General features: G+C 56.5%; 19 protein-coding genes. 2 read left to right on the forward strand and 17 right to left on the reverse strand.

What is annotated here, in order from left to right; all coding sequences use genetic code 11:
* Nucleotides 1-13 precede the first annotated feature (13 nt).
* From GS614_RS15030 to GS614_RS15095, 14 genes are all read right to left on the reverse strand, one after another.
* On the reverse strand, nucleotides 14-2425 hold the full coding sequence (locus tag GS614_RS15030; protein WP_171726690.1) for a ligase-associated DNA damage response DEXH box helicase: 2412 nt from the start codon (nucleotides 2423-2425) through the stop codon (nucleotides 14-16).
* Between the two features lie 40 nt (nucleotides 2426-2465).
* Nucleotides 2466-3773, reverse strand: coding sequence for an ATPase (locus tag GS614_RS15035; RefSeq protein WP_152457240.1), 1308 nt, complete (start codon nucleotides 3771-3773; stop codon nucleotides 2466-2468).
* A 116-nt stretch (nucleotides 3774-3889) separates the two neighbouring features.
* Nucleotides 3890-4435: a prepilin peptidase gene (locus GS614_RS15040; RefSeq protein ID WP_171616292.1), complete on the reverse strand. Its 546-nt coding sequence runs from the start codon at nucleotides 4433-4435 to the stop codon at nucleotides 3890-3892.
* Between the two features lie 3 nt (nucleotides 4436-4438).
* Entirely contained in the window at nucleotides 4439-5290 is an 852-nt protein-coding gene (locus GS614_RS15045; RefSeq protein ID WP_171170846.1) for a lipopolysaccharide assembly protein LapB, read from the reverse strand.
* Between the two features lie 30 nt (nucleotides 5291-5320).
* Nucleotides 5321-5863, reverse strand: coding sequence for a tetratricopeptide repeat protein (locus GS614_RS15050; protein WP_371419729.1), 543 nt, complete (start codon nucleotides 5861-5863; stop codon nucleotides 5321-5323).
* Between the two features lie 57 nt (nucleotides 5864-5920).
* A complete protein-coding gene (locus GS614_RS15055) occupies nucleotides 5921-6895 on the reverse strand; it encodes a type II secretion system F family protein (protein ID WP_171117514.1) in 975 nt (324 codons plus the stop codon).
* 10 nt (nucleotides 6896-6905) lie between these two features.
* A complete protein-coding gene (locus GS614_RS15060; protein ID WP_152457244.1) occupies nucleotides 6906-7874 on the reverse strand; it encodes a type II secretion system F family protein in 969 nt (322 codons plus the stop codon).
* An 11-nt stretch (nucleotides 7875-7885) separates the two neighbouring features.
* Nucleotides 7886-9328 carry a CpaF family protein gene (locus GS614_RS15065; RefSeq protein WP_152457245.1) on the reverse strand — a complete coding sequence of 481 codons (1443 nt, stop codon included), beginning with the start codon at nucleotides 9326-9328 and terminating at the stop codon, nucleotides 7886-7888.
* Nucleotides 9329-9353: 25 nt separating this feature from the next.
* Nucleotides 9354-10589: an AAA family ATPase gene (locus GS614_RS15070; protein WP_152457246.1), complete on the reverse strand. Its 1236-nt coding sequence runs from the start codon at nucleotides 10587-10589 to the stop codon at nucleotides 9354-9356.
* Between the two features lie 199 nt (nucleotides 10590-10788).
* Nucleotides 10789-11418, reverse strand: coding sequence for an OmpA family protein (locus GS614_RS15075; protein WP_152457247.1), 630 nt, complete (start codon nucleotides 11416-11418; stop codon nucleotides 10789-10791).
* 17 nt (nucleotides 11419-11435) lie between these two features.
* Nucleotides 11436-12842 (reverse strand): type II and III secretion system protein family protein, encoded by a 1407-nt coding sequence (locus GS614_RS15080; RefSeq protein WP_152457248.1) that lies wholly within the window; start codon nucleotides 12840-12842, stop codon nucleotides 11436-11438.
* A 195-nt stretch (nucleotides 12843-13037) separates the two neighbouring features.
* Nucleotides 13038-13916 (reverse strand): Flp pilus assembly protein CpaB, encoded by an 879-nt coding sequence (cpaB, locus tag GS614_RS15085; protein ID WP_152457249.1) that lies wholly within the window; start codon nucleotides 13914-13916, stop codon nucleotides 13038-13040.
* Between the two features lie 291 nt (nucleotides 13917-14207).
* Complete coding sequence (locus GS614_RS15090; RefSeq protein ID WP_152457250.1) at nucleotides 14208-14447, reverse strand: hypothetical protein; 240 nt, start codon at nucleotides 14445-14447, stop codon at nucleotides 14208-14210.
* Between the two features lie 312 nt (nucleotides 14448-14759).
* Nucleotides 14760-14990: a Flp family type IVb pilin gene (locus GS614_RS15095; protein WP_117869713.1), complete on the reverse strand. Its 231-nt coding sequence runs from the start codon at nucleotides 14988-14990 to the stop codon at nucleotides 14760-14762.
* A gap of 353 nt (nucleotides 14991-15343) precedes the next feature.
* On the opposite strand from GS614_RS15095, the gene GS614_RS15100 reads away from it, so the two are divergent.
* Nucleotides 15344-16210: a lytic transglycosylase domain-containing protein gene (locus tag GS614_RS15100; protein WP_171726691.1), complete on the forward strand. Its 867-nt coding sequence runs from the start codon at nucleotides 15344-15346 to the stop codon at nucleotides 16208-16210.
* Nucleotides 16211-16247: 37 nt separating this feature from the next.
* Here GS614_RS15100 and GS614_RS15105 read toward each other — a convergent pair whose 3' ends face one another.
* Nucleotides 16248-16874, reverse strand: coding sequence for a 3-oxoacid CoA-transferase subunit B (locus tag GS614_RS15105; RefSeq protein WP_171616284.1), 627 nt, complete (start codon nucleotides 16872-16874; stop codon nucleotides 16248-16250).
* Nucleotides 16874-17578: a CoA transferase subunit A gene (locus GS614_RS15110; RefSeq protein ID WP_152457253.1), complete on the reverse strand. Its 705-nt coding sequence runs from the start codon at nucleotides 17576-17578 to the stop codon at nucleotides 16874-16876. The genes GS614_RS15105 and GS614_RS15110 overlap by 1 nt, the downstream gene beginning before the upstream one ends.
* A gap of 163 nt (nucleotides 17579-17741) precedes the next feature.
* On the opposite strand from GS614_RS15110, the gene GS614_RS15115 reads away from it, so the two are divergent.
* Nucleotides 17742-18119, forward strand: a complete 378-nt coding sequence (locus GS614_RS15115) for a hypothetical protein (protein WP_171205640.1) — start codon at nucleotides 17742-17744, stop codon at nucleotides 18117-18119.
* A 74-nt stretch (nucleotides 18120-18193) separates the two neighbouring features.
* On the opposite strand, the gene topA is transcribed toward GS614_RS15115, so the two are convergent.
* Nucleotides 18194-20821, reverse strand: a complete 2628-nt coding sequence (gene topA / locus GS614_RS15120; RefSeq protein WP_171726692.1) for a type I DNA topoisomerase — start codon at nucleotides 20819-20821, stop codon at nucleotides 18194-18196.

Below are 20821 nucleotides of genomic sequence, written 5' to 3' on the forward strand. Positions count from 1 at the left end.
TTGCGCAAGGGGATCAAAGCTGGTCCAACCCGGCGGCTTCCAGCAGGCGTGCGCTTTCTTCTGCAAGCAGCCTTTCCTCGGCGGCCCCTTTGACAGGCACCTTTCCGACCTCAAGAAACAGCGGCGCGGCCAGTGGGGAAACGCGATCTAGACGCAGCAGGTCGATGCGGTCGCCGATGCGCGCCAGCATTGCCTCGATCCGACCGAAGTCAACCAACCCGCGCATGGCTTCTTCGCGGGTGATCTGCATCAACAGATGATCGGGATCATATTTCAGCAAAGTGTCATAGAGAATATCCGACGAAAACGTGGCTTGCCGCCCGGTTTTCCGTTGCCCGGCCATGTTGCGTTCGATCAGACCGGCAATCGTGGCCGACGCGCGAAAGGTACGCTTCATGACTGCGTTGCCTGCCAGCCATGTGTCCAGCCCGTCACGCAGCGCTTCGGGTTGAAACAATGGGCGTGGGTCAGTGACCGCATCCAAACCCCAAATCAGCGTGGCATAGTCTGTGGCGACAAACCCCAGCGGCGCCAAACCGGTATCCTCCATCCGCTTGGTCAACAGCAGCCCCAGTGTTTGTTGCGCGTTGCGGCCAGCGAATCCGTATACGCACAGATGCTCTCGCCCGTCGCTTGGAAAGCTTTCGATCAGCAGACGATCCCGTTGAGGCAGGCGGGACATTTGACGCTGCAAGTCCAGCCAATCAGCCGTATGGGAGGGCAGGTGCGGCCAGTCAGTTTGGGCGAACATGCGCAGAATGCGGTCGCTGAGTTGCGTTGAGGTCGCAAATTTCGTGCCCGAGAAGGTCGCGATCTTTGGTTTGCGATCGGCGCGACGGCTGACTTCGACCACCATTTCGCGCAGACCTTCATACCGTACGATCTGTCCGCCGATCAGGAAGGTATCGCCGGAGGTCAGCGAAGCAGCAAAGGCTTCCTCGACTTCGCCCAACGGTTTACCGCCACGGCTGCGTTTAAGGCGAACTTTGAGTGTATCCGTGTCCTGAATCGTGCCCAGATTCATGCGAATGCGCGACGCTGCTCGAGGATCGCGCAATTGCCATTGCCCGTCGACACGCTTCTGCAACCTTTGCCATCGATCATAGGCGCGCAAGGCGTAGCCGCCGGTGGCACAGAAATCCAGACAGGCGTCAAATTCCGGTCGGGTCAACTGTGCGTAAGGTCCGGCGGATGTCATCTCGGCATATAGATCATCAGCGCCAAAGGGCCCGGCACAGGCCGCAATCAGAATGTGCTGGCACAACACATCGCGGGGGCCGGGGCCTCGGGGTTCTCCGTCCAGTTCATGGGCTTTGGCAGCCTCGAGCGCAGCGACGCATTCGACAACCTCAAAACGGTTCGCAGGAACCAGCAGCGCCTTGGAAGGCGCGTTGTAGCGGTGGTTGGCCCGACCAATCCTTTGCACCAGCCGCTTGACGTTCTTGGGCGCACCGATCTGAATCACCAAATCGACATCGCCCCAATCAATGCCCAGATCGAGGCTGCCGGTGCAGACGATGGCACGCAATTCGCCACGCACCATCGCGGCCTCGACCCGCTCGCGTTGCTGTCGGTCAAGGCTGCCATGATGGATGCCGATGGGCAGGCCGTCGTCATTCGCCAGCCACAGATTGTGAAAGTAGATCTCGGCCTGCGCGCGGGTGTTGTGAAAGATCAGCGTGGTCTTGTGCCGCCGGATCTGGTCCAGCACAGCCGGAATCGAATAGGCCGCGCCTCCGCCGGACCAGGGCGGCATTTCCGTTGTTTCCAACATCTGGATGTCTGGGTCCGGGCCGGGATCGGCCTGCACAATCCGGCAGGGGTCCGGGTGGCGCGCCAGAAAGCCGGCAATTGCCGCGGGGTCTTCGACTGTGGCTGACAGGCCTACACGACGTAGACCCGGGTTGAGGCGCTGAAGGCGTGCCAGGGCCAGCATCAGCTGATCGCCGCGCTTGCTTTCCGCCAGCGCGTGGATTTCGTCGACGATGATCCGCTGTACCCCATCGAACATGCGCGGCGCATCTTCGTACGAGGTCAGCAGTGCCAGACTTTCCGGTGTGGTCAGCAGGATATGGGGTGGATCGGCCCTTTGGCGTTTTTTCTGCGTGGCCGAGGTGTCACCGGTGCGATCCTCGATCCGAATGGGCAGGCCGATCTCTTCCACCGGGGTGCGCAGGTTACGTTTGATATCCGCTGCCAGCGCCTTGAGCGGCGAGACATAGAGTGTATGCAAACCGTTGTGGCCACCGTCGGCCAGCTCGGACAGGGAAGGCAGAAATCCGGCCATGGTCTTGCCGCCACCGGTTGGGGCGATCAGCAGGGTTGCCGACTCCTCCGCCCGGTCGAACATCTCTTTCTGATGCGGGTGGATGGACCAGCCTTTGGAGGAGAACCACGTACCAATCCGAGCGGGAATCTGCGTCATGGTTGCAGATTACCCGCCCGGAGGAGGGATTGGCACGGCGTTATTTAACGATTTTCTCGTCTTTTACGAACATGTTGGCCCAGGCACGGTCAATCAGGTCCGGGCTCATCTGATAAGGGATGCCTTCGAACTCGCAGATCGAGATCATCTGATCAATCAGGAAGATCGGTTGGTAGTTGGCATAAATATTGTTGATAGTCGGGTACTTGACCTTCAAGAGGTGCACCAATGCCGCCTCGTCCAGCGGCATTCCACGTTTGCGGGCCACCATGGCAAAGATTTTCAGAAAGTTCTCCTGATTGGGGCCGTCAATCTTGATCTTGAAGAAGATCCGGCGCAAGGCCGCTTGGTCGAAGATCTCATTGGGGTGGAAGTTGGTCGAGAAGATGACCAGCGTGTCAAACGGAACTTCGAACTTTTCACCTGATTGCAGGCCGAGGATATCCTTGTTTTCTTCAAGCGGGACAATCCAACGGTTGACCAGCGCCTGCGGCGGTTCGGCCTGACGGCCAAGGTCATCTACGATGAAAATGCCACCGGTGGATTTCAGTTGCAACGGGGCCTGATAGGTTCGGGCGGTCGGATTGTAGACCAGATCCAACATACTGAGCGAGAGCTCACCACCGGTTACGACGGTAGGGCGTTCGCATTGCACATAGCGAGAATCGAACCGCTTGCGACGACGCAGGCTGTTGGGGTCGTCCGGCTCCTGTTCGATCGCCGTGTGCACGATCGGGTCATAGACCGTGATCACCTGCCCCGCATATTCGATAGCGTAGGGCACATAGACGTTGTCACCCAACGCATCCCGGATGCCGTTCGAGATCGAGGATTTACCGTTGCCCGGAGGACCGTACATCAGAATCGACCGGCCCGCGCTAACCGCCGGGCCCAGATGGTCCAGCAGGCTGTCGGGCAGAACGAGATGACCCATTGCGCCAACTAGTTGCTCTCGCGTGACTTGAATATTTCGGATCGACTGGCGTTTGACCTGCTCGCGATAGACATCCAGCGGCACCGGCATCGCGCCGAAATATTCGGATTGGCTCAGCGCATCCAGCGCACGGGCCTTGCCTGCATCGGTCAGCTGATATCCCATCTCATTGCCGCTATTGGCGTTCAGTGTCCCGGTCGCTTCAAGCAGTTTCTGATCGCGCGCGATATCGACCAGTTCCTGAGTTACCGATCCGGGGAGACAGATCGCTTCGGCCACTTCTGAAACCGTGCTCGCGTTTTTACGAAAAACCGTCTTCAGAAGGATGTCTCGCATCATTACAAGCGGAAGCTTCATTTCGCCCAAACCCTTGGGGGCAGGGGGGGCCATAACAGAGGAATTCTGCATATTCATGCGCGGTGCTCGTCCATCAATTTGTCACGCCAAGAACCCGAAAAAGGGCGTCTTGAAGAAAAATGAACCAGCTTTGTGGCGGGACAAAGGCAGCGACAAGGCGCGCTGATGATAGTTTACGATCCGAGAACAGTACCCAAAATCAGGTACATGGCCAATGATCCGCCCAAGGCGAAACCCATCGGAAACTGCTTGCCCCGGCTCCAGCTTTCCCAATGCGGCGCGATCGTGCGCAGCCTTGTGATTTTGGCCAAACGATGTGTGACCACGGCAGCCAGAACACAGGCGGTCAGGATCATCAGTATAATTCTCAGATCGCCCAGCCAGACAAACGCCGAAGCGGCGGCCAGAAATTTGGCATCGCCAGCGCCCATTGTGCCCGCGGCATTCAGAAAGATGCCAATAACCAAAACCACGACAATATGCAGCAATTGCCAGAAATAGACCGGCATAGACACGGTGACCGGCCCCAGATTGCCGCTGAGGCTGCCTGTAGACCAGGGTGGAATGGCGATCAGACCTATCACGATGTAAACCAGCGTCAGCGCAAGGACTGCATGGTTCTTGATCCGCATCTCACGCATATCCGTGAAGGCCACGTAAAAGCAGATCGGCAGCACAAACGGCAGAAACCAGGCCGCTGCCACTGCGGGTATTTGCATGTGTCAGGCCCCTTCAAGCGCCCGAAGCGAGCGGACCGCCTCGTCGAAATGCTGCGGGTGGGTTGAAATAGCTTCGCGGAACAGGTTCTTGGCTGTGGTGATATCGCCCTGTTTGACTGCCGAAATACCCATCGTGTTGAGCAGACGCGCCCGCTCGACCTGAGTCATCGGGACGACTGGCAGGCTGTAGTTGCCTTGCGCCGATCGGGCCAAAACCAGGTTGTTCTTGGCGGTAAACAGCGAATTGTCCTGTCGGATCGCTTCCGAGAACAACCGCTCCGCTTCGGCATATTCGCCGCGAGTCAATTTGGAATAGCCCCAGTTGTTCATCACACTGCCCGGACGTGTCGTCAGCCCGACAGCGGTTTCATAGAAATGATCCGCGCGTTTCCACTCTTTCCGGGAATCCGCAACGACTGCCTCGAGTCGATACCGTTTGAAGGTTTCAAAGGTGGGGGGAACCGAATCCAGAACCGTTTTGGCCTGCGACCAGTCGCCGTTTCGGACCAAGGCGTCCGCGTATTCAACCTTGTCCGCGGCGTTCGTGCCCTTCATCGTTGTGACGCGCTTCCATGCGGTCACGGCCTCGGTCGTGCGTTTGGCACGGCCCAAAGAAATTGCCAGTCCGCGCTGAAGATCGATCCGGTCCGGGTTCTTGAGCGCTGCACCGTGGAAATAGGTCACTGCTTCGTTTGGATCTGCGGCGCTCAGAAGCACATCATTCAGGTTTGTTTCGTCAATAACGTTCACTTCCTGAAACGTTCGTTCAACCTTTTCCTCTTCGGTTTCCTTTGCGCAGGCCGACAGGATCAGACCACTGATAACAACAGTCGGAATCAAGAATTGCTGGCGCATTTTTTGCGTCCTTTACTGCTCTCGCCTCAATTACTGGATCTTGCGTAGCGTGAATTGCCCGTCGCCAAGCTGCTCCAGTGTGTATTCTTGTTGTTCTTGTGGGGTATTATTAACAGGATTTTCCATTTTTGCGAGTGCTAAGCGCAGATTGTCCCGGATTGCGTCACTTTCGCCATTGTCCAGCGCATAGGCCCGCTGAAACACTTGCGCGGCCTCGGGGTATTCCTGTTTTTCCATCAGCAGGACACCGAGATTGTTCCAGGCCACCGGCCAGTCCGTGTCGTCTTCGACGGCCCTGCGCAGCAGTTTTTCCGCCTGCCCCAAGCGGCGTAGCCCCACATTTGCAGTACCCAGAGAAGTCAGGACCTGGGGCGTCATACCCTGTTCAAGCGCGGCCCGGGTAAAGGTTTCAAGCGCCAGTTCGTATTCTCCGGCGGCCATCAATCTGTTTCCGACCTCGATGTTGTCCTCTGCTTGACCCTTGGCGTCAATTCCCGGTGCATCCAATCCGTTGGATGACAGGCCTTCTGTGCAAGAAGCCACCATGGCAAAAACCATGGTGGCCCGGAGCATTCGGCGAAACCCGGAAGGGAAGCACCTGAATTCAGCTTTCATATGGTTCTATCCGACCTAGCGTCCAAAACTCGAAATAACATTCGCCGACGGGCCAACCAGAATAATCAGCAGCGGCGGGACCGTCAGCATCATTGTGACAAGAGTCATCTTGGTCGGCAACTTGTTCGCGGCCTCCTCGGCGCGCATCACGCGTTTGTCGCGCATCTCGCCGGCGTAAACCCGCAATGCCTCGGCAATCGATGTACCAAATGTCGCCGATTGGATCATGACGGTGACAAAAGAGTTCACATCCTGCACACCACATCGCACGCCGAAATCACGCAGGACTGTATCCTTATCCTTACCAGCCTTCATTTCGTGCGCGACAGTTTCGAATTCCTGCGCGATATCCGGATAAGACGCACTCATTTCGCTGGCAACGCGAACGATGGCCTGATCAAGCGATTGACCGGCCTCGACACAGACCAGCATCAAATCGAGCGTATCAGGAAAGCCAGCGGTAATTGCTTCCTTCCGTTCTTCAACCCGGCGCGTGATCCAGTATTTTGGTGCGAAATAGCCAATCGCGCCGGGGACAAGCACCCGGATCATCATCTGTGTTCCGGTAAATTCCTGGCCGCCGGAAAAGACCGTGACCAGCAGAACACCAATGAGAATACCAAGGATACCCAAGGAAAACTGCGCAAAGTGGAAGAACCGAACCGAATCCTTCGACCTGTAGCCCGCCTGGCGCAGCTTCAGCTCGACGGCCGAGTATTCTTCTTCGTTCTTGGGTTCAAGGAATGTTGCGAACTTCTCAAGCTGCTCGTTTCGGCTTGAGTTTCGAAGCTGCTCTTTCTTCCCTTTTTTCTGCTTTGGAGGAGCCGCATTCGATCTTTGCAGTTTCTTCAGGGGATCTTCCGGCTGCTTCATCATCAGTGTGACAGCGACCAGAACCATAAGCAGGCCAAGTACGCCGACAATGATAAGGGGGCCGAATTCGCCCAGGTGCTGGGTTAACAGGTCATTGATGCTGGTCAGGAATTCCATTGTGCTGCCCTCAGACCTTGATGTTGGTGATGATTTTCATGACGATCAGGTTCAATGTCAGCAGGATGGCGACAACAAAACACGCGGGAATAAACCATGGGTGATCCAGCACCTCGTCGTAATAGCCCGGATCTTTGACCAAGATGAAAATCAGACAGGCAACGGGAAACCCGGACAGGAACTTGCCGGACCATTGTGCCTCGGCCGTAATCGCCTTGACGCGACGGAACAGGCGAAAACGAGCGCGGATCACCTTTGCCAATCCGGCCAGAATTTCGGCAAGGTTGCCGCCGGATTGCTGCTGAATACCCACGGCTACGGCAAGAAAGCGCATATCCTGCATGTCCAATCGTTCAGCCATGTCCTTCAGCGCCTCGCCCACATCGCGACCATAGGCACATTCATCAGCGATAACGCCAAATTCGGTTCCCAGCGGATCCTGAACTTCGTTTGCAACCACCTGAATCGTCGACACAAATGGATTGCCAACACGCAGAGATCGAACCATCAGCTCAACCGCATCGGGCAGTTGTTCTTCAATCATACCCATGCGTTTCTTGGCCTTGTGGTTGACCCAGGCGTAAACGCCGCCGATGCCGATTGCGATGGAAACAACGATACGAAGTGCCGTGTCCGTAGCGGTGCCAATGCTCAAACCGACAAAGGCCATGGCTGATACCAGACCCATGATCATGATCAATTGACGGGGAGAGAACGCGATTGCAGCCTTTTGCGCCTTGTCAGCAAGAAGTGAGTACAGAGGAATGCTCTGCGATTTCATATGCTGCTGCATCTCTTTGCGCAGCTGCTCCAGCACCTGTTCGCGTCCGGCACCTTTTTCCAGCATATCCAGGCGTCGGTTGACCCGGCTGTTCAGGCTGATGGACTTGCCGAAGGCGACAAGATAGATGCCCTCGACCAAGGCAAGAACCCCCACAAAGATGGCGACATAAATGATCGCCTCCATAGGCAATTGCATACCTGGTTCTCCTACATTGTGGTTGGGTCGTAGATGGACGCTGGCAAGTCAAAGCCCCACAGACGGAACCGTTCCGAATAGTGGCTGCGGACGCCAGTGGCGGTGAAATGCCCGATGATCTTGTTGTCTGGTGTCAGGCCAACGCGTTGAAAACGAAAGATTTCCTGCATGGAAATCACGTCCCCTTCCATCCCGGTGATCTCGGTGATCGAGGTCATCCGGCGTGAACCGTCCTGTAGGCGGCTGGCCTGCACGATCAGGTTCACAGCCGAGGCGATCTGACTGCGGACCGCCTTGATCGGCATTTCGATCCCGGCCATCGCGATCATGTTTTCCAGACGTGAAATGCCGTCACGGGCCGAGTTGGCGTGAATCGTGGTCATCGATCCGTCGTGACCGGTGTTCATGGCCTGCAACATGTCGATGACCTCGGCGCCGCGTGTCTCACCCACGATGATGCGGTCAGGACGCATACGCAGGGCGTTTTTCAGACAGTCGCGCGGGCTGACTTCACCTTTGCCTTCCACGTTGGGCGGGCGGCTTTCCATCCGACCCACATGTGTCTGTTGCAGCTGAAGTTCCGCCGTGTCCTCGATGGTCAGGATCCGCTCGGCATCGTCGATGAAGCTGGACAGGGCGTTGAGCGTGGTTGTTTTACCCGAACCCGTACCCCCGGAAACGATGATATTCAGTCGGGTGGACACGGCGGCCTGCAAATATGCGGCCATTTCTTCGGTGAACGCACCGAAATTGACCAGGTCGTCAATTCCCAGCTTGTCTTTCTTGAATTTACGAATGGAAACAAGCGATCCGTCCACCGCGATCGGAGGCACCATGGCATTGAAACGCGATCCATCGGCCAGACGGGCGTCAACATACGGGTTGGATTCATCGACGCGGCGGCCCACGGCGGACACGATCTTGTCGATGATCCGCATCAGGTGCTTTTCATCCTTGAAGGTAATGTCGCTGAGTTCCAGCTTGCCGGCACGTTCCACAAAAATCTGTTGTGGACCATTCACCAGAATATCGTTGACCGAATCGTCCTGAAGCAGCGCCTCAAGCGGGCCAAGGCCCGTCACCTCGTCATACAGTTCCTTGTTCAGTTGGGACCGGTCTTCGCGGTTCAGAACAATGTTTCGTGTTTCCAGAACTTCACTGGCGATAGCACTGATTTCAGTGCGCAACTCGGCTTCGCCGGCGTTTTCCAGCGCGGCCAGGTTCAGGTTTTCCAGCAGTTCACGGTGCAGTTCGATCTTGATCTCACCCAACCGCTCCTTGCGTTTGCGGTCTTTGTCTGAACTTGCGACCTCACCTGCAATCTTTTTCACGGGTTTGCGTGCCACCGCGGTCGCAACAGGTGTCGCCTGTGCAGAAGATGCCGCTGTTTCAGCCGGTTGTGCCGGCGTTTTGACGGGCTGCGCTGCAGGTTGCTTTTTGTATCTTGAAAACACGGCTTATCCCCCCTTTGGGATGATGTTACGCAGCTTCTTCGGCACTGCTGCCGAGGCTGTGAAGCGACTTCGCCAGCTTTGCGATTTCCCGGCGCAACGGGTTCTTGGCGGCCGCATTTGCCAGAGGCAGACCATGATCCCCACTTTGCATGACCGGTTTGCCACCATCAGGCAGCAGCAGGTCGATGGAGATTCCAAGACTTTCCCCCATGCGTTTCACGCGGCTTTTCCCGTTCAGATCGGTAAATTTCGGCGCTCGGTTCAACGCAAAACGCAGCTTGTTGAATGGCAGTTCCTCTGCCTGCAACGCACGCTTCAGGCGCAGGGCATTCTGGGCGGACCGCATGTCCAGCTCGATCAGGGCGAAATACACATGGGCGGCCTGCAAAACTGTTTCCGACCACAGGACCAGCGTTTTTGGCATGTCGACAATGACATAGTCGAAATGCGCGCGCGCCATGTCGATCACGCGCTGAATGTCTTCCGGAGTGATCAAGTCCAGTGGCACCATATCGGAGGGTGCGGTTAAAACCTGAAGCTTTTCTTCATATGTTTGAAGGGCTTGCGAGAATACTTCGCTGTCCATCGCATCGGTGTCCGACAGCATTTCAAACACGGTCTCTCGTCGCGGCAGATCCAGATAGGTGGAAACGGTCCCGTATTGCAGGTCCAGATCGATCAGACACACGGTCGGCGCGTCTTTGTCAGAGGCACATGCCAGTTCCCAGGCCAGGTTAACGGCCAGTGTCGTTGCGCCGACGCCACCTGCCAGGCCCTGAACGACAAACAGTGCGCCTTCCTTGGACGCGCCGCCGGCCAAAGGAACGGCGGCTGCTTGCGCAACGGCAACCGGGTCGGGCTGCTTCATACGCTCAATGGCTTCCTGCAATTCGCCTTCGGGAAGAGGATAGGGCACGAACTCGTCAGCACCCTTGCGCAACAGTTGGTGCAGGGATGCCGGAGTAACATCCTCGGCGATCAGAACAACTTTTACTTTCTTTTCATTGGCTTGAGTGATTATCTCACCTAGCAGAGAAAGGTTGTCTTCGTCTTCTCCGTCGATCGCCAGTGCTACGAATTCCAGCGTTTCAGCTTCGGGTTGGCTGAAAAAGGCCAACGCTTCTGCAAATCCCAGATCTCCCCAGCGTTCGCCCAAGATGGCTTCCATGTCTTCGATCAGAAGGTCGAAATTCTGAACATCCCGACTGATGGTGCAGGCCAAGATTGCAGTATTGTCGTCTTGCGGCGTTGCGCTGGTCATAAACACTATCCTCGTCGTGAGGGCTCAGCATGTCATATGAACGAAATCCGCCAGATTGATGTGCTGTCGCCCCAATACGGTCAAATTTGGCCGCAGGTCACCCTATTGTTCACAATGTTGCTTTGAAGTTGGGCGAGAATTGGGCGCAAAAGAACCAATTGTAGGGAAATGGGCGACGATGTCGCCCATTTCAAACGTATTATCCACCGCTGCCAGCGTCTTGGGCGTTCACTTCCTGAATCTGGCTTACAGCGGTCGCACTTTCCACATATTCGCGGTAAATGATCTGAGCGTACTTGCCGTCCAGAAGCTGCGGGTTGCGATCAACGAATCCCGAAACTTCAGTGACCGTTCTGCGATTCCTGCGATCCCGGTTTTGCGTTGCGATCAACGGTTGCGTTTTGCCAAACGATACCACCGCCTCAAGCCGTGAGCGCGAGATACCCTGCTGCCCCAAAAACGCGACGACTGCTTGAGCGCGGCGAAGGCCAAGGCTTTTGTTGTAGCTGGCCGACCCCACAGCATCCGTATGTCCGTAAACGCGGAACCGGGCCTCGGGGAACTGCTTGATCCAGTCAGCCTGTTGCAAAAGAATGCGCTGAGCCGAAGCATCGAGTTGCGAGCTGTTGAACGCAAAGTTTACCTGGCTGGGTACATCCGCGGCAAACCGGCGGCTGAGAATCTGCGCGTAGGTTAATTCGCCGCTTTGTACCTGGACGTTGTTGAGCGTCGCGTTTCCGAAAGTGCCTGTATCGATCTCGTACCCGGCCTCGCGGGTGCATGCGGCGACAGCGACCGAAAGACCCAGTGTGATGATCCACTTATGCATTGGTCCTATCCTCCTGATCAATCTAGGACGTAGCCGTAGGAGCTGCCGAAGTTCTGCTTGGCGACTTCTGACGCTCCGCCGGCGCCCGTGCGCTGTGTACGCGCTACCTGGCCGTTCAAGAACAAGTCAAATTCGCTGGGCGGTTTGACCCGATCGGTTGGAAGCGCAAGAGTTTCGCCCCGAGTCGGTGAAACCAGATGCGCGGTGATGATAACGACGAGTTCACTTTGCTCGCGCTGGTAGTTGGCGCTGCGGAACAACGCGCCCAGAACCGGCACATCCCCCAACCATGGAATCTGGTTGCTCAGATCCGCGAAATCGTCCTGGATCAGGCCTGCAATGGCAAAGCTTTCACCATCGCGAAGTTCAATCGTTGTTTTGGCCCTGCGGGTGATGAAGCTAGGAACCGAATCCCCGTTGATGGTAAAATCCGAGCTGTTGTCGATACTTGAAACAGCCGTGCCCATCTCAAGGTTGATCAGATCGCCATCCACGACGCGTGGGATGAAGTCCATTTCAACGCCGAAGGCCTTGTATTCGATGGCCACAACGCCGTCATCCTGCGGTACCGGGATGGGAACTTCGCCACCGGCTAGGAACGATGCCTCCTGGCCGGACAGCGCGGACAGATTCGGCTCGGCCAGGCTGCGGGCCAGCCCCTTGGTTTCCAGAGCTTCGAGCAACAGGCGAACCTGCGTCGAACCCGCGCCAAACCCAAACAGGATGGCACCGGTATTGGCCTGAACTGCCGGAATGTTGTTCGCCAAAGCGTTGTTCAGTGCGAACTGGTTGTTAAGCGTGTTAAAGCCTCCGGTAACGTCGCTTCCACCGAAGCCAAGCGACGCTGTCAGGCTTTTGGCGACCGAGCGGTTCATCTCTGCAAAGCGGACCTTCAGCATGACCTGCTGCACACCACCGACCGACATCAGGTTCGAGACACGCTCGGGGGCATACCGTTCAGCCAGTTCCAGCGCGCGCGCCAGTTTGGCCGAGCTGGAGATCGTACCGGACAAAACAATGCCATCATTGGCTGTGCGAACCTCGATTGGTTCGTTGGGCAGGATTTGACGCAGACGTTCCTTGAATTCTGTAACATCCGGTGCGACCCGGACGCGGACATTGGCCAAAAGATTGCCCGCGCCGTCAAACAGTGTCAGCGTGGTCAGGCCAGGCGCCTTGCCTAGAACATAGATCGTGCGCTCCGACAAAGAAGAGATGTCTGCAATGCCGGCATTGGCAATGCTGAGCTCTGCGAAAGGTTGTTCGCTTTCTACGACGATTGCGCGGTTCATCGGGACGTCCAGTGTTTCCACAGTCCCTTTTTTCACCACGCGCAAAGTTTCAGCCCAGGCGGTGTCGCCAATGGGGCCCATAACAAGCGACAACCCCAGCAGGGTTGCGCTGATCCAGGTACGTATTGTCATGTGACCTGCCTCTCCGATCACGCCTCGTTTTTTTGGGTCTTATGCCCTATGGGAGGAGAGACTGCGCGAAATCCGAATTTATTGCAATAATCAATGGTTTCCGTAAGTTTCCTTATGTGGGGAATTGGCAACATCCGCAAAAAAATGAGCCGCACCAAGGGCGCGGCTCTGAACCTGTAACGTTCTGAATTGGCGTCAATTTGTGCAGGGGATAGGCACATTTACAATTTCGCCACCGCGGCGAATACGTGTCGTGCATACCCTTTCGGCTTTTGCTTCTGGTTCCGGCGCGGCTTCTTGAATTCCCAACAGCTTGCGCTGATCCACTTCAATCGTAGAGGCAACGGACTCATCCTGTACCCCAACCAGAGCCAAGGAAAGACGCCCCGTGTTCTGAGCCTGTGCCAAAGCCGCGACCTGTTCAGGTGTGGCTGCGACCGTGACTGTACGTGCAATGGTTGTGTTGGTGACGTCTGAACCAGCGGTCTGATCGACGGCAATAAGCTGCACGTTGGTTTCGATCAGGCGGGTAATTCCGCCGCTGTTCCCTTCGATGGTTCCACTGGAACCGGTCCAATAGATGTCAACACTGTCGCCGGGCCGCAGGAATCCTGAAACGCCAGAAGCTACGTCAACGCTGATCGCGAAGGCACGCATACCTTTTTCCAGACGTGACGTCAGGCCGGCCTTTTCGCCTGGACGAGTGATCTTGACCTCCATGATCGCTTCGTCTTTTTCCATTGCCCTCAAAACGAAACGTTCATTTGCGCCGCTTTCGGGGAACAGGGCAGTGAGTTCGGTGAATGTACCTTCCGGAATCGCGTTTTCCGGCCAGTCAACTGCGCGGATATCTTCCTCGGTAAGTCGCTCGCCGTATTTTAGGGCGCGGTTCGACACCAATACAGTGACTGTCGGAACAACATCGACTTTGGCATTGGCCAGAGCCTCTTCCGCAGCAAGCCTTTGGCGTGCCAGTTCACTTTGGTAAGCCGCGATATAGTTTCGCGCCATGTATACGGCGCCCCCGGCCAGTGCAACGCCGACAATCAGGACAAGTCCGAAAACTGCTCGCATGCGTGTACCTCATTCTTTTGTTTGGTCGAATACTTAGCGGCCAAGGAACCACATTGAAACAGCCTATTTGCTAACCGCAAATTGTGTCGAAATGTGGGACAAAAATGCCTGATTGTCAGATTTCTGCGCCTTCTTCCGCACAATTCCGCATGGTTATTGTTACCTTTCCCATGATTGCCAGCGGACCGAGCGTAACAAAACAACGCTGCACCCAACGGGCGCAGCGCTTTGCTTCGAAAGGGTTAAGCAAGACGTTTTTGGAAACCAGCCAGAGCGCGCACCAGCTGCAACTTAGCCGCCGCCGCCGGCAGTTCCCGCCGTGATAATACCAGACGGTGCAGTATTCGAGCCGGTGCTGACGACGGCGCTGTTCATGGCCCCGTTGATATTGCCGCCCATGCTGTCGACGCTTGAGCTTATTACAAGGTAGGTCGCGCCCGACAATCCTATGACCACGGCGGTCAACACCACCCAGTCAACTGTCACCGCTCCTGCTTCGTCAGATTTGAACTGATTAAGGAACCTTAACATGTGCTTATCTCCAAATACGTCGCGTCAGTGCTAAAAACAGGTTGGCCTAAAACTGGTTCGCATGGATGGCGAAAGTTGGGCTAAATATTGATTTCCTAAGGAAATTGGGAAATCCTGGCAGGTTTTGCGCGTTGGTCGAGTTGATCGGGGCAGAAGAAACGCGGCAATTACAGCAAAACGCCATGATCGTCGCGATTGCCTTCACAACTTGCGCTCGGGCAGGCTCCAGCGAACTTGGGATGGAGCAGTTTCAGATCATAAAAAAGGCCGCGCCCGATGAGCGCGGCCTTGGAAATTCTCTAGATCAGCAACTTAGTTGCTTTTGCCTTCGCCGGTGATACCACCTGTCGCGGTGTTGCTGCCGGTGCTCAGCGATGCGGCGTTCAGCGCTTCGTTTACGCCGGTTGCCAGGCCAGTGGCGCCAGCCGAGATCTGCTGATAAGCAACGGCGGCCAGGCCGATGACTGCTGCGGTCAGAACAACCCAGTCAACTGTTACTGCGCCGTCTTCGTCTTTGCGGAAGTTCTTGATGAACTTGATCATGTTACGTCCCTCCTAAAGGATCAAAAAGAGTTTAACAAACCTAGGCGTCTTTCAGAGCTTTCTCTCTCAGTCCGCTCATGTCCGTCTCGGTATGGGACTATGTTTGACCGTTGGGCGTGGCAGGAATTGGGCCAAACACAGATTTTTTTTCGCACGGCTTAACTTTTTGGTTATATTTTTTATAACATCATGAAAATAAAAGATAAAAAAATCACAACGGTTGAAGCAAAGGCTCTATAGCGATGCAAAATTGCGCCAAATGAGGCGAAACTGCCCCATTTCGCTTTGTTTTTCTGGCCTTGCGGGAAGATTCGGGGTTCAAATCGCCTAAAAAGAAAACATGAGGCAGGCAAATGAACCTCCGGAACGCACTTCAATGCGCCGGTGTGCTGGCGTTTCTGATATCGGGCACCGCATCTGTAAATGCGACCGAGACAGATCCGCGCGGCGTATACAAGCGCGTCAAAGCCCCAAAACCCGGTGAACGTCCGCGTGTGACCGTGCAGATCACTCCGGAAGAACACGCAGCTAACCCTTCAGCGCCCAGCACGGGCACTGAACTGGTAGTCCCGGAAATCATCGCGCGTACCAAAGTCGCCCCGCTGCCAGCGCCGGGTGCGGAAGTCAAACGAGATCCCAAAGGATCGTACAAGGCTTTCTGGAGCCGGATTTCACCGCACATTGATGAACGCGGGGCCGGGCGGCTTGACGCAGCGATCAACGCCCTGGCCGCAACCAACGTGAGATCACCGCGACTACAATCGCTGCAAGATATCGCAAAGGAACGCGGGATCGATATCCTCCGTTCCACTGTGGGAACTAATGTTTCACCTGCGCTGGTGCTTGCGGTCATCTCGGTGGAATCGGCCGGACGTGCAGACGCGGTCAGTTCCGCAGGCGCACAGGGGCTCATGCAATTGATGCCCGCGACAGCGGCGAGATTCGGAGTAAAGGACAGCCTAAAGCCCTCTGAGAACATTGCGGGCGGTGTGAAATACCTCAACTGGCTGATGGAAGAGTTCGGGAATGATCCAATACTTGTATTGGCTGGATACAACGCGGGAGAGGGGGCCGTACGCAAACACAGTGGCGTGCCACCCTATGCTGAAACTCGAGACTACGTGCCAAAAGTCCTCGCCGCGTTTCAGATCGCGCGGGCTTTGTGCGCAACGCCGCCAGACCTGATTTCCGATGGCTGTGTTTTTCAGACTTCCAACTAATAAGGCCCGTCGTGATCCGGCGGGCCTTTCCATTTGATCAGGAAACGATTGTCGCTTCCGTTGCGGCGCGCAGATCGTCTTCGCTGACACCTTCCGCCAGTTCGACGATTTTCAGACCGCCTTCAACCACATCCAGCACACCAAGATTGGTGATAATGCGATCCACGACGCCCTTTCCGGTCAGTGGCAGGGTGCATTCCTTCAGGACCTTGCTGTCGCCATGCTTGTTGGTGTGATCCATCACGACAATCACTCGGCCGACGCCTGCAACCAGGTCCATCGCGCCGCCCATGCCCTTCACCAGCTTGCCGGGGATCATCCAGTTTGCCAGATCGCCCTTCTCATCCACTTCCATGGCACCCAGAATCGCCGCAGCGATTTTGCCACCGCGGATCATGGCGAAGGATGTGGCACTGTCGAAATAGGCCGTGCGGGACAGTTCGGTGATCGTCTGCTTGCCTGCATTGATAAGGTCCGGGTCTTCTTCGCCCTCAAAAGGGAAGGGGCCCATGCCCAGCATGCCGTTTTCCGATTGCAGAGTGATGTCCTTGTCACCCACATAGTTTGCCACCAGCGTCGGGATCCCGATGCCGAGGTTCACATACATGCCGTCTTCCAGTTCCTCTGCCGCGCGTGCGGCCATCTGATTGCGGTCCCAGGGCATTATGCTTCCTCCTTCTTGCGGGTGGTGCGCTGTTCGATGCGCTTTTCGTGTTCGCCCTGAATGATGCGATGCACATAGATACCGGGCAGGTGGATGCAGTCGGGGTCCAGCGAACCACGCGGAACGATCTCTTCCACTTCGGCAACGCAGATCTTACCACAGGTCGCAGCAGGAACGTTGAAATTACGGGCGGTCTTGCGGAAAACCAGATTGCCGGTGTCGTCAGCCTTCCAGGCTTTGACGATGGCCAGATCGGCAAAAATGCCTTCTTCCAGAATGTAGGTCTCGCCGTTGAAGTCCTTGTGCTCTTTCCCTTCGGCGATCACGGTGCCGACGCCGGTCTTGGTGTAGAAGCCCGGAATGCCCGCGCCACCGGCGCGCATCCGTTCGGCCAATGTTCCTTGGGGGTTGAATTCCAGTTCCAGCTCACCGCTCAGATACTGGCGCATGAACTCGGCGTTTTCACCGACATACGAGCTGATCATCTTTTTGACCTGCTTGGTCTGCAACAGGATGCCGATTCCAAAATCGTCCACACCGGCATTGTTCGACGCAAAGCTCAGGTCTTTGACGCCCGAGTCCCTGATGGCCTCAAGCAACAGTTCCGGAATTCCGCAGAGGCCAAACCCGCCTGCGGCAATCAGCATGCCATCCGACAGCACCCCATCGAGCGCCTCAGTGGCATTGGCATAGACTTTCTTCATGGAAAACTCCCCCAATGACATGGTGATGGGCTGGTTGTGCCGCCGTGTCACGGGGAAGTCAATGAAACCAAGGAGGAGGTGGTATTTCTACCAGTGAAATGAGCTGTTGCAATGAACCGGACGGTTCAGCATAAGCGACGTACCTTTATAGGAGATTGAAAACATGGAACGAATTTGGGTCGGAACAGTCGCGGGTGTTGCGCTTTTGGCTATGTCAGCCTGTGAGCCTGAGCAAGCGACCGTACTTCCGCTCGACGATAACAAGATCAAAGTTATAGGAACCGGTTATTCTGAGAAGTCTTCACTTGAATCTGCAATTTCAACCGCCAACGCACGGTGCGCACAGCAGGGTAAAGAGGCCTTCGTTCTGGCCAGCGATACCGGCTATCAGGGGGTGGACAAGAATGCAGCCCTGATCATCGATGTCCTGACCGCTGCTGCCCAGAACTCAGGCAGCGCACCCGGCTACTATCCTAGCTCAAGCAGCTCAGAAGACTGGCAGACGACGCTGGAAGTCCGGTGCGGCCCACAGCCCAGGTAATTCGCTGACAGCCCTCCCGCAATGCCGAAACGGCGATTGCGGGGGGGCTTTTTCAACCCCGACCACCTGTCAGCCTAGGTTGTTGCTTTCTTGGTGGTTGCTTTCTTTTTGGACGTGGCCTTTTTCTTGGTGCCTTTCTTGGCAGCGCGCTCGTTGACAAGCTCAATGGCCATTTCCTGCGTCACGTCCTCGGGTTTGATGTCCTTGGGGATCGTTGCGTTGACCTTTTCCCATTTCACATAAGGCCCATAGCGCCCGTCCAAAACCTGCATCGCGCCGCCATCGGGATGCTCACCCAGTTCTTTCAGAGGTTTTGCCGCGGCCCGCCGCCCACGACCAGGGTTTGCCCGTTTTTCGGCCAGCAATTCAACGGCGCGGTTCATGCCGATCTCGAACACGTCATTGGGGTCTTTCAGATTAGCATAGACCGGCTTCGGCTCCTCCGGCAGCTGATGCATCAGGTAAGGCCCGAACCGCCCGAAATTCGCGCTGATCATGCCGCCTTCGGGGTGTTCGCCGATCTGACGAGGCAGGGACAGTAGCGTCAGCGCCTTTTCCAGATCCATGTCATCCTTGCTCCACCCGCGCGGAAGGGATGCGCGCGGGGGCTTTTTGTTCTCGGGCGTGGGTTCGCCCCGTTGAACGTAAGGACCGAAGCGGCCGGATTTCAACCAGATCTCATCCCCGGCATCTTCGCCCAGCAGCCTTTCGTCACCTTCCGCGCCTTCACCGGCAATCGGGCGCGTATAGGTACATTCCGGATAGTTTCCGCATCCAACGAACCCACCCGTACGAGAGGTCTTCAGGTGCAACTGACCGGTGCCGCATTTCGGGCAGATACGCGGATCGGACCCATCCTCGCGCGGCGGGTAGAGCTGCGGAGCCAGAGCTTCGTCGAGCTTGTCCAACACTTCCGATATCCGCAGTTCGGATGTCTCGCCAATCGCGGCTGAAAAATCACGCCAAAACTTGCCCAGCAGGTCCTTGTAGTCGCGCTCCCCGGCGCTGACGTCATCCAGTTCTTTTTCCAGATTGGCAGTGAATTCATACCCCACATACTGCCGGAAGAAATTCAGCAAGAAGATCGTGACGATCCGGCCTTTTTCCTCGGGGATCAGTCTGTTCTTGTCCTTGCGGACATATTCCCGGTCTTGGATCGTCGTTACGATCGACGCATAGGTTGATGGGCGCCCGATCCCCAGCTCTTCCATCCTTTTGACCAGTGTCGCTTCGGTATAGCGCGGGGGCGGTTGGGTGTGGTGTTGAAGGGCCAGAACGGCTTCGTTCTCGGACAGGATTGCTTCTTTCGCGATCTTGTCGCCGCTTTCGCTGGTCGCCTTGGCAAACTGATCCTTCAGAGAGGCTTTGGCAAAACGGGCCGGATCGCCCTGCGTGATCTGTGGCAGGCGCTTTTCATCCTCGTCCGCGACGTCATCCCGGCCTTCTTCGTATACCCGCATGAACCCATCGAACATGACCACCTGGCCCGTGGCGCGAAGGCCGACCTGACCGTCGTCGCTGCCGATCTCGACGGTGGTGCGCTCCAGACGCGCGGCAGCCATCTGACAGGCGATGGTGCGTTTCCAGATCAGATCATAAAGCTTGCGCTGATCCTCGTCTGTCACTTTCAGCGCCTTGGCATCGCGCGACATATCCGTCGGGCGGATACACTCGTGCGCTTCCTGAGCGTTCTTGGCCTTGTTCTTATACATGCGCGGGCTGTCCGGTACATATTCAGCGCCGTATCGATCCGCGATTGTTTCGCGGGTCGCGGCCACGGCCTCGGGCGCCATGTCGATGCCATCGGTCCGCATATAGGTAATGTACCCGGCCTCATAAAGCCGCTGCGCCACCTGCATTGCGTGGCGCGCGCCCATGCCGAACTTGCGGCTGGCTTCCTGTTGCAGGGTCGATGTCATGAACGGCGCGCTGGGGTTGCGGGCGGCGGGCTTGGCCTCGACCGAAGTCACGCTCAGCGCGCGGCTGGTGATGGCCTGAACCGCAAGCTCGGCCTGCGTCGCATTGGCCAGATCGTGCTTGTCCAGCTTCTTGCCGGCCAGCGTGACCAGACGCGCCTCATAGGTCTGCCCGCGCGGTGTCTCGAACAGCGCCCGAACCGACCAGTATTCCACCGGCTTGAATGCCTCGATTTCCATTTCGCGTTCGACGATCAGGCGCAGACAGACGGATTGCACGCGACCTGCCGATTTCGCACCTGGCAGTTTGCGCCACAAAACCGGAGACAGGTTGAACCCAACCAGATAATCCAGCGCGCGGCGGGCCAGATAGGCCTCGACCAACGGCATATCGACCTGACGCGGGTTCTGCATCGCCTCGGTCACGGCGTCCTTGGTGATGGCGTTGAAGGTGACGCGGCTGACGGGCGTATCCTTCTTGATCGAGCGGCGTTTGGTCAACGCCTCTTGCAGGTGCCAGCTGATCGCCTCGCCCTCGCGGTCGGGGTCGGTGGCGAGGATCAGCGCATTGTCTTCTTTCAACGCGTCGGCAATGGCCTTGACATGCTTGCGGCTGTCGTTGCCGACCTCCCATTTCATCGAGAAGTCATGTTCGGGATCGACCGATCCATCCTTTGGCGGCAGGTCCCGCACATGGCCGTAAGAGGCCAGAACCGTGTAGTCGGGGCCCAGGTATTTATTGATTGTTTTTGCTTTGGCCGGAGATTCTACAACAACTACGGGCAT

The organism is Ruegeria sp. HKCCD6604, from assembly GCF_013110635.1.
Taxonomy (GTDB): Bacteria; Pseudomonadota; Alphaproteobacteria; order Rhodobacterales; family Rhodobacteraceae; genus Ruegeria.

Coding starts and splice junctions, on each gene's coding strand:
- GS614_RS15030 (WP_171726690.1), bottom strand. CDS start 2,425: ATGACGCAGATTCCCGCTCGGATTGGTACGTGGTTCTCCTCCAAAGGC.
- GS614_RS15035 (WP_152457240.1), bottom strand. CDS start 3,773: ATGAATATGCAGAATTCCTCTGTTATGGCCCCCCCTGCCCCCAAGGGT.
- GS614_RS15040 (WP_171616292.1), bottom strand. CDS start 4,435: ATGCAAATACCCGCAGTGGCAGCGGCCTGGTTTCTGCCGTTTGTGCTG.
- GS614_RS15045 (WP_171170846.1), bottom strand. CDS start 5,290: ATGCGCCAGCAATTCTTGATTCCGACTGTTGTTATCAGTGGTCTGATC.
- GS614_RS15050 (WP_371419729.1), bottom strand. CDS start 5,863: ATGCTCCGGGCCACCATGGTTTTTGCCATGGTGGCTTCTTGCACAGAA.
- GS614_RS15055 (WP_171117514.1), bottom strand. CDS start 6,895: ATGGAATTCCTGACCAGCATCAATGACCTGTTAACCCAGCACCTGGGC.
- GS614_RS15060 (WP_152457244.1), bottom strand. CDS start 7,874: ATGCAATTGCCTATGGAGGCGATCATTTATGTCGCCATCTTTGTGGGG.
- GS614_RS15070 (WP_152457246.1), bottom strand. CDS start 10,589: ATGACCAGCGCAACGCCGCAAGACGACAATACTGCAATCTTGGCCTGC.
- GS614_RS15075 (WP_152457247.1), bottom strand. CDS start 11,418: ATGCATAAGTGGATCATCACACTGGGTCTTTCGGTCGCTGTCGCCGCA.
- GS614_RS15080 (WP_152457248.1), bottom strand. CDS start 12,842: ATGACAATACGTACCTGGATCAGCGCAACCCTGCTGGGGTTGTCGCTT.
- cpaB (WP_152457249.1), bottom strand. CDS start 13,916: ATGCGAGCAGTTTTCGGACTTGTCCTGATTGTCGGCGTTGCACTGGCC.
- GS614_RS15090 (WP_152457250.1), bottom strand. CDS start 14,447: ATGTTAAGGTTCCTTAATCAGTTCAAATCTGACGAAGCAGGAGCGGTG.
- GS614_RS15095 (WP_117869713.1), bottom strand. CDS start 14,990: ATGATCAAGTTCATCAAGAACTTCCGCAAAGACGAAGACGGCGCAGTA.
- GS614_RS15100 (WP_171726691.1), top strand. CDS start 15,344: ATGAACCTCCGGAACGCACTTCAATGCGCCGGTGTGCTGGCGTTTCTG.
- GS614_RS15105 (WP_171616284.1), bottom strand. CDS start 16,874: ATGCCCTGGGACCGCAATCAGATGGCCGCACGCGCGGCAGAGGAACTG.
- GS614_RS15110 (WP_152457253.1), bottom strand. CDS start 17,578: ATGAAGAAAGTCTATGCCAATGCCACTGAGGCGCTCGATGGGGTGCTG.
- GS614_RS15115 (WP_171205640.1), top strand. CDS start 17,742: ATGGAACGAATTTGGGTCGGAACAGTCGCGGGTGTTGCGCTTTTGGCT.
- topA (WP_171726692.1), bottom strand. CDS start 20,821: ATGCCCGTAGTTGTTGTAGAATCTCCGGCCAAAGCAAAAACAATCAAT.